Raw genomic sequence first — 12,635 nt, forward strand, 5'->3', positions numbered from 1 at the left:
CCACCTGCCGGAACAGCACCCATAACTCGTCCGGCACCAACCGCTCAACCAGATCCGTCATGCACGGTTCAACGAACGATCACGCCATAAGAAACGACGTCTTAGGAGAGAGGCTAGGTGACCGCGCGCCTGAGCTGCGGCCTGGCATCGAGCAGTGCGATGTCGTGGTGGTCGGTGGCCCAGCCGATACCGCAGAACACGCTGGTCATGGTGGTGCCCTTGGGGGGGCCGGTGATGTGAGGTCGTCGCCGTCGCGGGGTCGCGCGTCTCCCTAATGGCAGGGCTCAGGGCCCGTCATCCGATTAGCCGTTCCTAATCCCAGCGGTCGCCAGGAGCCTCGGTCAGCTGCAGAACTGGGGCGTTCGCCGAGCGGCTAGAGGTGTTCCCTGGCGGCGGCTTGGACCACGAGAGCCAACGATGCCGCTGTTTGTGTGCGAGCGGGGGTGGCGGGAAGGCATATGGGGCCGACTCTGTTTTGAGAGGTCAGGCCTCAGGAGCGGCTACGGATCACCACATGCCGACCCGTCCAGGACGCTCGGCCATGAGAAACCGCCCAGCGTCTTACCTCGCCATTAGAGCTTTATGCGAGTCTGTCAAACTAAAACTAGAGTCCCGCTGCAGGCATCGGCACAACGTTGGTGACGTCCACGGCCCGGCGAATGGCCGCGGCGAGCCTGACGGCATCGCCGACAGCCCAGTAGTGGACGAAGAACAGGTGAGGTTCGTCGTTGAGGTGGTGGTGATGCACCTCGACGAGTTCGACCCCGCCGCGCCGCAAGGCCACGAGGACGGGCTGAACCTCGTTGGCGATCATGACCAGATCACCGCTAACCGCGGCCGTTCCGCCACCGAGCGGCTGAAAGTTGACGGAGGTGGTGGCGCCCAGTCCCGGAGGCAAGGCCAAATTGCCGTCGGCAATGGTCTCCCGGCGGACATAGGTGCACGTGTAGATCTCGTCGCTAGCAGCCCCCTTGACGCCCATGGCGGCATCGATCGAGGCAGTGTCCAGGTCGCCCGACGGCGAGAGGGGGATGGGTTCGGCAGGCGGGGTGCTGGTGCAGTCCAATGCCGCACGTAGACCGCGAGCAACGGCGACCGGATCGTGGCCGTGAGCATGCAGGTGAACCCACCAGACATCCGGACTATGGGCCAGCAGGTGCTTATGGATGGCCGTCAGCATGATCCCCCGACCCTGCAGGACGTCACAGAAATGCTGGAGTTCACGCTCGGTGACCACAAAGTCCCCTATCATGAGCGCACTGTGGTCTGCGTACCGGACGAAGGACACATGCGTGCCTAGGGCGAGGGCAGGCTTGATCAGGATGCCTTGGGAAAAGACAGTGAGGTCTCGGCGCGGAAAGGCCGTGTGGTACATGAACCGCCGCATGTCACCGGGGCGACCAAGAGCCTTACCCACGTCCGCCCAGTCTGCCGGCTTGGTCATCACCGGTTCGACCAGATCGCGGCCTTTAGGTCCGAAGGACAGGGCGTGGGCCCGGGCTGGCACGCTGGTAAATGCCGGCGCAAGGGCTACCGCGGCCAGCACACCGCGCCGGGACGCGGTAAGTCGGGGGCTGGTGTCCTGCTCTCGCTCATCGTCCATGCGCTACGCCTCCTGACGCGATGGAAGCACGGAAGAGCGCGTCGACCGCTGATCGGCACAGCTACATCCCACCAGTTGGGCTACCCAGCGGACGCCCCACCTCGCTCGTAAGCAGGGACCGTGGGCGGCCGGTCTGTGCTGTAGGGAAGTACAGCAACCACACCGACCGCGGTCGATCGACGCGAACCGCCGGCGACCTCGTGACCAGCGTGCTTGGCCTCAGCGACCGTCGTGCCTGTAGTTCGCATCGAGGGTCTGTGGCGTGGTCCCCGGGCCGTGCCACTCTCGTGCCAGAACGGACGGGGACTCACGGGGAACCGCAGTACGCCCCGGCACTCAGCGCCAGACACGCCCAAGACGGCATAGCCGCTGATCACCCGAGCATTGGCCCAACCTCGCTCCTCAAGCGGCAGTCGGCCGACTGCACCTGGTCTCGCCTTACGGCGATCTGGCTTGTGCAGCGGCTCACTGCCTCCAGCTTCCGAGGATGGCCCTTGGCCGACGTCGAGCGCCATGGGGAGCGTCCCAGGTGTCCGACTGTCCGGTTAGAGCGCTGACCTGCATAAATGGGTGAGACAGCGAGATTCGCCGGTGTCCCACCTGTCCGACCTGAGTATCGGCTGCAACACCCGGGGTGTGGCAGCCCCTCACGTCGTCGCCTCCCGCCCCCTCCCCTGCGCGTCGAATCCTGCCGGGGGCACTCGCCGAGGATCGGCAGGAATCAGGCGCTGACCAGGGCGGATGCCGACAGAAGAGGGCGGAAGTCAGTCTCACTGAGCCTTTTCAGCGTTGCCTCCCCCGGGGCGAGGACAGCCGTGGCGATTGACGACATTCGATTCGGGCTGCGCCGGGCCCTGCGGAACTCGCCATCAGTCGTGCGACGCCGCGCTCGACCGGCGTGGCTTGTGCCGCGGACAGCGCGCGGTTGTGGGTTCGCTTGTTCCGGTGAGATCACGGCCCGGCGGGCGTCTGAGGGGGCCGTCACCAGACTGGCGCCAAGGTAGGCACGGTCGACAAGGGCCGGGACTCCTGGCACTCGCAGATCCGGTGTCCGGTGGGCACGCGCGGTCAGGTCGTGGCCGCGGCCGAGACGCCCTCCTTCAGGGCAGAAGGCCGTGAAGCACTCCGCCCCAGGCGTCCATGGCCCGGCGCAGTTCCTCGCCGCTGGCTGCCGCAACTGTCAAGGACGAGAGTACCGATCTGATGATTCCACGGTTTCGTTGTCCAGAAGGAGTCTGCGCGGCCTCGGCGAGATACCCGACATTGTCGAGCAGGTCCCGCCGCTCGTCTTCGTCCAGGCCGGCCTGGTGCAGCACGGCCTGCTCCAACTCCTTCAAAGCCTCGGCCACATCTGGGCTGCCGTGCTGAACGACACCCGCGATCGTGGAGTCGATGTTCGCAATCTGTGCGGCGAACTGACCGCCGTAGAAGGTCCCCCCGCTGAAGGACAACGAGATGCGGGGTTCGGGCACTGATTGCCCCGACGCCTCGGCATAGTCCGGCATGCGCTGTTGCACCTCTTCCAAGTAGGCAAGCCCAAGAGCCAGATAGGCCCGGCTCAAGACCACCGGATCCGTGACGACCGGACTCTCACAGGCTCCCAGGCCCCGGGTCAGATCCATAAAGCCGAGTAGATAAGGGATGGCGGTCGACTCCAACACCTTCGCGCGCCAGGACTGCACGGTCGTCTCCCCGACCCCACCAACGGTCAGCCGCTCCTCCAGTGCCCGACCTGTGTTGATGTGGTCGGCGAGATCTTCAGCGACAAGCCGGGCGAGCGTTCCCTCGAGCAGCTGCCCGTACCGGGGCGGGTGGAACTCATCTGGGATGTCGAGCGCCGACCCGACTATCCGTGCTCCCCGGCAGTTCTCCGCTATCTGCTCGGCCAGGAGATAGACGTCCTCGATGGCTCTCGCGGCGTCGGCGTCTCCCTGCCGGAAGCGTTCAAGGTCCCGCGCCTCGTAGTGAAGGTCCACTTCGGAGCTGCCGAGGCTGCCGTACTCGTGGCCGGAGACCGCGATCATGTAACGCAGCCCTCCCGGCAGTCCTCGGTTGGCAGATGCCCATCTGCTTGCATCGGCGAGCGCGCGGAGAGCTTCGGGTTTTGCGCGTCCCGTGAAGAGGGTGGTGGCTGAACCGTGCCGCCACGGGCGGAGGGCTGCCGCGACGGCCTGAGCCTTACGGCCGCGCTCGGCCAGCATCTGTCGCAGTCGTGCCCGAACGTCCTCGTCCTGGGACCGGATGATGCGCCTGGCCGTCTCCCCGTCCATGCCCTCATCGTCTGCTGCACGAGCCGTAGTTGACAAGGAAATCGAGATTCTCGCCTGCATCAGCAACCGCGAGAGATGGTTTCCCGTCGACTGGAGTAGTCACTGGTCTTCCAGCGTTGCCTCTCCAGGGTGAGGACGGCCTTGGTGATGACGGTCATGCGGTTGGGGCTGATGCGGGATCGTCGGGAGATCTGCCAGGACTTCAGCTGTGCCATGCCGCGTTGGGCGGGGGCTCGGGCCTGGGCGAGGGCACGGTTGACGGTGCGCTGGGTGGGGTTGAGTTCCCCGCCCGGTGACCGTCTCTGCCCGGTGGTGACGTGCGGGCCGGTGCCCTGGTAGGCGCGGTCGGCCAGGATCGGGACGCCCTGCCGCTCGCAGATCCGGACGATGTGGTGGGTGCGGGCTGCGGTCAGGTCGTGGGTGCAGCCCGGCAGCGCGGGTGAGATCCACAGCACCGTGCCAGCGGGATCGGTGACGACCTGGACAGCCACGCCGTGGCGGCGGTGCTTGGCGGAGTAGTCGGCGCGGCTGTCGCCGACGCGGTCGCATTCGGCGAGGGTGCCGTCGAGGAGAACGAAGTCCGGGCCGCTTTCCCGCAAGGCTTTCAGCAGGCCAGGTGCGCGGTCGGCGAGCAGGCCGACGACGGCCGTGACGTAGGCGTGGGCGGTACCGACCGATATCCCAAAGCCGGCCGCGATCCGCGCCAGGGTGTCGTGCGTACGCAGGTACACCAGCGCCACCAGCGCGCGCTGGTGCGGCGGGAGTTTGCGCCGACGGTCACCCTCACGAGTGACGATGAGCATCGTGACCTGCTCGACCAGGGCGTGGGGCAGGTCGAGTGCGGCAGGATAGGGAACCAACGAGGCTCCTGTGCCGGTGGGTTGAGATGCCGAACACCTCCCTCAACGGCACGGGAGCCTCGTGCGTTGCGGGACCCCGGCTCGCCGTGTTGAGGTCACCCGATCGGTGGGCGCACTGAAAAGGCTCACTGACTCCCGCCCTTTCTCGTTATCTCTCACGGTCCGCGACACAGCCCCGACACACTCTTCGGCAAGCAGGCGCCCCGAGAGGGCCTGAGGGAGTCGCCTGCACCTGTGGAGCCCCACCCTCAGCGCAAGGCATGGCGGGCTCACAGTGGACCAAAGTTTTCAGGGGTCATCACGCGTGGATGACCACCCTGCTTGATCAAGCTCTTCACGGAGGCGCCCGATGCACCATCGCCGGGGGTGGTGGGGCCGGTCCGCGCTCCTGCCTTCGTCCCGCTCCAGCCTGGCCAGCGCACGTGCCGCCGCACAGCATTCGGCCGCCTGATGTCAGGGAAGGGGTACTTCGTGGCCGGGGGTGTCGGCAGGGGCGGTACCGGCAACGGGCAGAAGTGCGGCCGGCAGCGGCCGCACCCCGCCGAGCGATTTTCCCACTAATCAATCCTGACGCAGTAGACGAACGGGACGCTGGCCGTGCTTCGACCCGACGTCAGATCGACTGCGCGAAGACGTGCGTTCGGGTTGCCGGGAGCGCACCGTCCGGGAAAGCCGGGGACGAATCCGAAGCTCCCGCCGGCGTGTCCGGAGTACCTGGCGGCCGTGACCGTCCAGGACCTGTTGACCGCGCCGGAGACCACGATGCGGACCCGGCTGTCTATGTTGAAGTGGTCGCCGCTGACCTTGAGGGTGCCGCTGTTCGTATTGATCCACAGCCGCACCGCCAACCGTCGATCATCGGCCTGACTGTTGTCGTATCGCGCCTGCGCGCGGGTCTGCGGGGTGACGCAGGTGAGGTCGTCAGAGCCCCATGCCTCACGCCAGACATAGCCCTGCTTGCAGTAGCCGTTCGCGAGAGTCCTGTCAGGGGCCAGAGCGTTGTCGTTGGCGGTGTCCGTACGCGTCTGCGGTGTGACGCACACGAGATCGTTGGCACGCGCGGCCCTCCAGACATATCCCTGTCTGCAGGTGTTGGGCCCATAGTCCTGAGCGTTGGCGGCCGACGGTGCAATTAGCCCGCCACCGATCCCGGCGACAACCACCATCGCCGGGGCTGTAAATCGCCTGAACATAGTCATACCTCCACAGTTCCGAGGTCGCTACGGTTCCCTCGTCCGCTTCGCCAGCGAATCGTCAAACCCTGCGGGTGGAAGCCCGGTCCGGCCACACCGTGCGACATCCCCCTCAGCTTCACCTTGTCCGCCGTCAGACGGGCCCGCACCGCCCGGCGAGTCGCATCACCGGGACCATTCCGGCCTCCGCGATCGGGTTCGTGTCATCGAACGCAGCGGCATGGGTGCATCTCGCGGATGCACTCCGATTCTGTGGAAATGGAACCCTGGGAAGTCCCATCGTCGCAGCTCGGAGGGCATCCGCGTCTTCATGTCCCGCCCTGTACGGCTATTGCCCGGTGGACCGAAGTGACGCCGAAACTACTTGGGCGTCATCGCGTGTTGAGGTAGAGCTGCGGCGACCAGTTGGTGCATCGCGATTGCTGGAAGATTCCACCGCGGTTGCATGCCTGGACCATGAAGTTGTAGTCGCCCCAAGCAGCGGAGATCGTCCACACCTGTCGCGCACCCGGGCCCAGTTCGGTCTGGCGCCAGCTGCCCCCCGGTGGTGCCCAACGGACGTTGTAATGTGTGGTGTTGGTGGTGTACCCACCGTAGTAGATCCTGGCGACCCTGCCGCATGAGGAGTACCGCGCCCCGATGTAGGGAGTGTTGTCCCACTTGTACCGGACCGGATCCTCGCCGGTGCTTCTGCCGCCATCGGGCGGGTAGCCGTCGGTCTCGTAGCACGCCTGCTTGGTCACGTCGACGGCCGTCGCGGATGCGGCACCGGCATTGGGGGCCGTCGTCATGCCGATGGCAACGGCGCAAGAGAAGACCACGGGCACCGTTCTGCGCAACATCAGCGTGGTCATTCTTCCCACCGTCCTTCCTGTGATGGGAACCCACTTGCGGTTGTGCGGGAGCACCTGTGACGGAGCAGTCCCGTGCGCCGGGCATGACACGACCGCAGCGGGCGCCTGAGTGCTTGATCACCCCGGACCGGGCCCTGCTTGTACGGGCCTCGGTCCCCTCCCTTCTCCTCAGCCTAGTTCTGATGCGCCGCTGCCGCTTGTCGACACGAAGGTGGGGAACCGCGGACGGGGGCGACCAGGAGTTCTGACCCCACCCCGCCGCAGGACTGCGCGACAACTGCCGCCAGAAGTTGCAAGCTTTCGCCAGAAGGCGATCATCGCAAGGTCGCTGTTCACCGAGCTGGGACCTGGGATTCGCCCGTGGACCGCCCGGCCGGCGCCCGTGGACCGGCAACGGTGCCCCCGCGGGTAGTCATGGTTCCCCGGTGTGGCGAGCAGCAAGGTCGCAGGCCTCCGCCTGTCTTGTCGGAGGCTCGCTTCATGCATGGATCATCGGGTCATGCGCGGATCATCGGGCGTCCGCCGTCCGACACACCTCCGACACACTCCGTGTCGTGGACGCCTCCGACACGCTCCGCCGCAGGTCAGAGGAGTGTGAGGGGTGATCTCCGCATTCACTCCGCAGCCGTGTGCGAAGGTTCGAATCCTGCTGGGTGCACCCAGCAGGAGGTGTCCAAAGACCTCGTCACCAGCGGAATCGCTGAGGCCGGGGTCTTCGCGTTTGTGCAGGCGTATGCCGCCCGAAGCGGCCGTGTCTCGGGGTCGGTGGACGAGGCGTGGACGGGATCTTGGAGCATCGCCGCAGGTCGCGGCCCCCTTCCGGCGCTCGGCTCAACTCGTCTCGAAGACAGGGCAACTGGCGCGACTCCAGCCGTGGAGTCCGCGGCACCCGACTGCTTGGATCGCTGGCGTGACGGACTGGTCCCAGCTCCACCACGCCTACGGCACGGCAGAAGACATTCCGAGCCTGCTCGGCGCAGTGAGCAGGGCCCCCAAGGATTCAGGCTGGACCGCGCTTTGGCCGGCTGTGCCATCACGGCACCGTCTACCCAGCAAGCTACGCAGCCTTGCCGGCTCTGCGAGACCTGGCACGCCAGTGGTCGCCCGCGGACAGACAGATGCCACTCGTGCCGGCCGGCGCCATCACGGCCAGCACTGATCAGCCGTAGGGCGATCGAGATCACCACGTGGCCTACGCCTCGCTCCGGGCCTCCATCGACGCCTACTCGGCGCCCCAGGCCGACAGAGGGGTCGCGGGCGCACTCCGCACGATATCGCCGGCGCTCGATCCGGACGCATCCGACGAGGCGTGGGGATGGCTGTACAACGGTCGCATCGAGACGAGGAGAGCTCTCCTGCGCGCCGAGCCGTGCACTGTGTCAGTCACCCAGGCCAGCACTCGTATCACCTGGACGATTCGACCAGTGCTCTTCGTGCCGCTCGCCCACCGACGAGGCGTCGAGCTGCCAGCCCGCGCACACGACTTCACGACCGGCAAAGGACGCGGATCACGTCCTCGCTCAGGTGGACGGTGACGCCCTGGTGGCATAGCCACGGCCGAGCTGGATGAGCTGTTCGGCTCCCATGAAGCCGCCGACGCTGCCGACGGGCCGCTCGACGATCTTCTCGGCGGGCGGGGCAACTGCGGTGGCAGGCCGGCCGGACGGCCACCTTGTGGCCGCGCACAGCAGGGATGCCGTGGTCGCCCTGCCACGAACGGAGTTCACCGAACCGTTGGAACGTGTTTGTGTCAACTGATAGATCGACTGCCTAACGTGCGTTGGCTACTCCCGCCGTGGAAGGACACCGCACATGAGACGCGTCACCAAGCTCTCCTCCGCAGCTGTCGGCCTGGCAGTCCTCGCGGTCACCGGCACCGCCGTCGCCGCCGCGAACCAGAGCGACAGCGACTGGCCCTACGCCCACCACAGCGCGGCGTCGTACACCCTGGCGGCTGTCGGCGACATCGCCTGCGAGCCCGACGACGCCGAGAACGCCGCCACCCCGGCGTCGCTGAAATGCGGCAGCCCCACTCTGGGCGGCATGAGCGCCGAGTTCGCCACCGCCAAGCAGGCCACGGGCATGCACCCCGACGCGGTGGCACTGCTGGGCGACGAGCAGTACCAGGTCGGCAAGCTGACCGACTTCGAGCAGTCCTTCGAGCAGGCATGGGGCGGCCTGAGGATGCTCGAACGCCCGGCGCCGGGCAACCACGAGTACTACCCGTACACCAAGAAGGGCGACAACGAGGCCGGGCAGAACGGTGCCGGATACTTCGGCTACTTCAACGGCCACGACCAGGCCGGCACGCCGGAGACCCAGGGCCAGGCCGGCGACGACACCGCCGACAAGCAGGGGTGGTACTCCTACAACCTCGGCAACTGGCACATCGTCTCGCTCAACGCCGAGTGCAACTCCGACGCGTTCAACCACGACTGCTCCACGACGGACAGCGGCCTCCTCGGCCAGGAGACCCAGTGGCTCTCGAACGACCTGGCCGCCAACAAGCGTCAGTGCACGATCGCGTACTGGCACCAGGCGACCTTCAGCGCCACGACGGCCTCGACCGCCACGGTGCCCGCGTCCGCGCCGGGCGCCGGTGGCGCCGAGGGCGCAGCGACCGACGCGTGGTGGAAGCTCCTCTACCAGCACCACGCCACGCTCGTCCTCAACGGTCACGAGCACGCGTACGCCCGGCTGCGCCCGGCCGACCCACGGCATCCCGGAGTTCATCGTCGGCTCCGGCGGCGAGGCCCTCGACACCCTCGCCGGCTCGCCCGGCAACTACGACAACCCCAACGTGGTCACCGCCCAGGCCAGCGCCTTCGGCGTCATGAGGCTCACCCTCAAGCCCAACAGCTACAGCTGGGACTACAAGCCCGTCCTGCCCGGCCCCGGCTTCGACTCCGCAGCGCTGCAGTACAGCGACTCCGGCAGCGGCACCTGCAGCTGAGGCCCCAACCTCCCTTCATCTCTGAGGCGTGGGCCACGATCGAGATCAGCTCGGTGGCAGCCGTTGAAGCCACTGCGGCAAGCACCACCGAGACAAGACACGCCCCACGCGACCGACTGAGTTACAACTTTCCCTACGGGTTCAAGTGCCCGCGCGAGGCGCGGGCTGGCCCCGCGTCCGGCCCCCACCCGCCTCCGGCGGGGGATCGGCCGGCACCGGGATGGAGGGGCGCCGTCGCCGACCCAGGTCCGTCGCGGCAGATGCTGGGGGGCTCCCATCCCGTACGCCATCGACCCAGGCAGAGCCGAGCAGACGCGGCCCATGGCGTCCAGGTCGTTCGTACATCGGCGCGCTCCACCTGGGCGCCATGAACCACGCCCGCTCCACGGTGTGTGGGTCGACGGTGTACGGGATGGGAGCTCGGAGTGGTTACTGCCGGAGGCAACAACTCATGTGCATGGCTGTCCCGCCGATGAGCTGAGGTTCTATGCTGAGCCGGCTGTGTGAGGCCGACAGATGAGCGGAGTTCGCAGGTGATCGGGGGCTTCATTGCGCTAGCCCTGTTCGTGGCGCTGGCTGTCCGGTACGTCGTGGTGGCCGTCCGGCTCTGGGGACATCCTGAGCGCGCTCCCGATGCCGCGCAATCGTTCAGTGTGAGAGGGGCGCCCGGATGGGCCCTCACACGTGGCGTCGTGGTCGTTGCGGCGAGCTTCGTTTTGATGGCCGTCATGGTGATCGCGCTGGTCGTGGGACTCGCAGTCACGCGGACACAGAAACCGGCCGAGCCTTGGTCGGGGATTTCGGCGGTGTCCATCGGTGGGATGTTGCTGTGCTGGCTGCTGATCCTCCTGATCGGGATCTTCAACAGGCCGCGGTTTCTGGTGCTCCCCTACCTCAGAGACAAGCGGCGGCTGTGACGCCGGGGGAGCGCTTGGCGATCACTCCGCCCGGCGGTAGCCACAAGAAAGATCGGAAGCATGACAGTCAGAAACACCCAGTAAGCGACTGCAGAAAATACGCGCTGACCTGGTCGCGACAGGTCTCGGCCCGTCACGACCAGGAGGGGGAATCGTCCAGCCGTTCCACGGTGAGTTGGTAGGCGTTTCTCAGCCGCGTGTAGTCGTAGAAGTCGCCCTGCGGCTCGCGCTTGACGGTCAACAGGCCTTGCGCCTCAAGCTCCTTGCGGCCCTTGGTCCACGTGTCCGAGGACAGGCCGTATCGCTGACGCTTCGCCGTGTGGAGGTATCGCGGCTCCGAGTGGCCTCCGAGGGCTTCCCTGAGGGCAAACAGGAGGGCCGTCGCCGTCGGCGACAGCTGGAGGAGCCAACCGCGCGTCCAGAACTCCACCGGCATGCCGACGTACCGGCCTTCGTCCCTTGGCTGCGTGTACACCCCTCCGTCGCCGGTGGCACTCAGCAGCGTGATCGCCGAGGGCCGCCCCCACTGCGGCTGGAGGTCGATGAACTTGTTCTCCTCCAGCCACTTCAAGTTGCTGGCGACGCGCCTCGGTCCCGTCTTCGGGTCGAGTGCGAGCATCTGCGCCCAGCCGTTCGGACCCGGCGGTCTCCGCAGGTCGAAGGGCTCTTTCGTGGCCATCATGGTGATGCACAGGTAAAGCCGGAGGCGCACCATGCCCCCACGCCCGCCCTGGATGAGCCGCGCGAGCGGCGGAGGCGTGTCGTCGTCCTCGGACGCTATGACGAACGCCGGCGGGAACGGGATGTGCCCCCGCCTCTTCGCCTTGTCCGCCGCCCCCCGCAGGTAGCCGAGCGCCTCGGACTGACGTCCATCGAGCGGCACGTCTTTTACCTTCCTGCAGGAGAGCCCGGGATATGGGACTTACAGGGGTACACGGGGGTAACAGGAGTTTCTATGGATTCCGTCACGGCAGTCGAGAGACTACAGCAGGAGCGTGGAGCTCTGCAGCACAAAGGAAGATAGCTCCGTCAGTGCCGTCAGATGTGTCCTTCACGAACAACATTCACCCATTTTGACCTGCTGTTTTCTGCCTGCCAGCATCGCCTCAGCCAAGCAGGAGATCGTCGAGCGGCCCGCCGGGATGCTGCCGCGATTCCACTGATGAGGGGATTGATACAGGTTGTCCAGCCACGACTCATCGCTCCGGGGCCTCTGGGCTGCGGTCATCATGCTCGGTGCGCTCGTCGTCGCCATGCTGAGCGCGGCCGCTTTCTGGTCGGCGGGAGCACCCGCGTACGCCTCGCTCGGGGCGGGGGGTGCCACCTTCATCGGTCTTGCCACCCTGGGGTTCACCCTCAGGAAGTTCCTGACCGAGTGAGGCCCGGTGGCGGTGAGGCTCTGAGCGGCCGAAGGCGGGCCATGGGCTTCGTGGGCTTCTACGCCCCACGGCCCGCCTTCGGACTCTCCCCCGAACGCCGCTGTTCGCCGGCGTCCGGGTCACCCCGGACCGGTCTCGTCCGGGGATCGGTCGCTCACATCAGGTCTCACCGCATTCCCATCGGCCGTACCCTCCCATTTCCCCGCCGGGTTGGGGATGGCCGATGCCGGCCTTGACGCAGATTTTTCGCCCCTCGGGGAAATTGTGGCTGTTTTCGAACTGGATGGTTCCGCGTCCGCCGTTGTTCCAGACGATGAAGTCATAGCCTTCATCACCCTTCAGCGGCGCGACGTCGACTTCGAGGGCCGCCGAGAAGTTGTCGGCGCAGGTGTCCCTCAGGTAGAAGGAGTCCCCATCGGCGACGAACCAGCCCTCCGAGGTCCGGCTGCACGCCCCGTACCCGTATGAGTGAGGAGTGTTGACGCCCGCGAATGCAGGCGAACTTGCAATCCCGACGCTTGTCACTGCGGCTAGTGCCACACCCAGAAGTCTGTTCCGAGTCACACGCACGCGAATTCCCCCTTTTCATCGAACTTCACGTGAAAG

At 66.6% G+C, this 12,635-nt stretch carries 11 protein-coding genes and 2 pseudogenes; 4 read left to right on the plus strand and 9 right to left on the minus strand.

The genetic code is table 11. The annotated features are described in order from the left end of the window. Positions 1-604: 604 nt before the first annotated feature. The 6 genes and pseudogenes from IE244_RS05045 to IE244_RS05065 form a co-directional block, all read right to left on the minus strand. Positions 605-1,603 (minus strand): DUF1259 domain-containing protein, encoded by a 999-nt coding sequence (locus tag IE244_RS05045; protein ID WP_191871434.1) that lies wholly within the window; start codon positions 1,601-1,603, stop codon positions 605-607. Between the two features lie 805 nt (positions 1,604-2,408). Further along, positions 2,409-2,702 (minus strand): annotated as a pseudogene (locus IE244_RS43115) (transposase family protein); the annotation flags it as partial. A gap of 1 nt (position 2,703) precedes the next feature. After that, positions 2,704-3,873 carry a hypothetical protein gene (locus tag IE244_RS05050; protein WP_191871435.1) on the minus strand — a complete coding sequence of 390 codons (1,170 nt, stop codon included), beginning with the start codon at positions 3,871-3,873 and terminating at the stop codon, positions 2,704-2,706. Positions 3,874-3,932: 59 nt separating this feature from the next. After that, positions 3,933-4,733: a transposase family protein gene (locus IE244_RS05055; RefSeq protein WP_191871436.1), complete on the minus strand. Its 801-nt coding sequence runs from the start codon at positions 4,731-4,733 to the stop codon at positions 3,933-3,935. 557 nt (positions 4,734-5,290) lie between these two features. After that, positions 5,291-5,899 (minus strand): hypothetical protein, encoded by a 609-nt coding sequence (locus IE244_RS05060; RefSeq protein ID WP_191871437.1) that lies wholly within the window; start codon positions 5,897-5,899, stop codon positions 5,291-5,293. Positions 5,900-6,297: 398 nt separating this feature from the next. Next, positions 6,298-6,780, minus strand: coding sequence for a hypothetical protein (locus tag IE244_RS05065; protein WP_191871438.1), 483 nt, complete (start codon positions 6,778-6,780; stop codon positions 6,298-6,300). Between the two features lie 1,199 nt (positions 6,781-7,979). Between IE244_RS05065 and IE244_RS41745 the strand changes: the two are divergent. Next, positions 7,980-8,315, plus strand: a pseudogene (locus IE244_RS41745) (hypothetical protein); the annotation flags it as partial. On the opposite strand, the gene IE244_RS05070 reads toward IE244_RS41745, so the two are convergent. Then, positions 8,301-8,507: a hypothetical protein gene (locus tag IE244_RS05070; protein ID WP_373305707.1), complete on the minus strand. Its 207-nt coding sequence runs from the start codon at positions 8,505-8,507 to the stop codon at positions 8,301-8,303. The pseudogene IE244_RS41745 and the gene IE244_RS05070 sit on opposite strands and share 15 nt — an antisense overlap. 85 nt (positions 8,508-8,592) lie before the next feature. On the opposite strand from IE244_RS05070, the gene IE244_RS05075 reads away from it, so the two are divergent. Next, entirely contained in the window at positions 8,593-10,104 is a 1,512-nt protein-coding gene (locus IE244_RS05075) for a metallophosphoesterase family protein (protein ID WP_191871439.1), read from the plus strand. 162 nt (positions 10,105-10,266) lie between these two features. Then, positions 10,267-10,650, plus strand: coding sequence for a hypothetical protein (locus IE244_RS05080; protein ID WP_191871440.1), 384 nt, complete (start codon positions 10,267-10,269; stop codon positions 10,648-10,650). 133 nt (positions 10,651-10,783) lie between these two features. Here the strand turns inward: IE244_RS05080 and IE244_RS05085 are convergent, their stop codons facing one another. Next, a complete protein-coding gene (locus tag IE244_RS05085) occupies positions 10,784-11,533 on the minus strand; it encodes a hypothetical protein (protein WP_191871441.1) in 750 nt (249 codons plus the stop codon). A 346-nt stretch (positions 11,534-11,879) separates the two neighbouring features. Between IE244_RS05085 and IE244_RS05090 the strand changes: the two genes are divergently transcribed. After that, positions 11,880-12,029 (plus strand): hypothetical protein, encoded by a 150-nt coding sequence (locus IE244_RS05090; RefSeq protein WP_157857829.1) that lies wholly within the window; start codon positions 11,880-11,882, stop codon positions 12,027-12,029. A gap of 159 nt (positions 12,030-12,188) precedes the next feature. On the opposite strand, the gene IE244_RS05095 is transcribed toward IE244_RS05090, so the two are convergent. Further along, positions 12,189-12,569, minus strand: coding sequence for a hypothetical protein (locus IE244_RS05095; RefSeq protein WP_191871442.1), 381 nt, complete (start codon positions 12,567-12,569; stop codon positions 12,189-12,191). Between the last annotated feature and the right edge of the window lie 66 nt (positions 12,570-12,635).

Source organism: Streptomyces filipinensis (assembly GCF_014649495.1).
GTDB classification, from domain to species: domain Bacteria; phylum Actinomycetota; class Actinomycetes; order Streptomycetales; family Streptomycetaceae; genus Streptomyces; species Streptomyces filipinensis.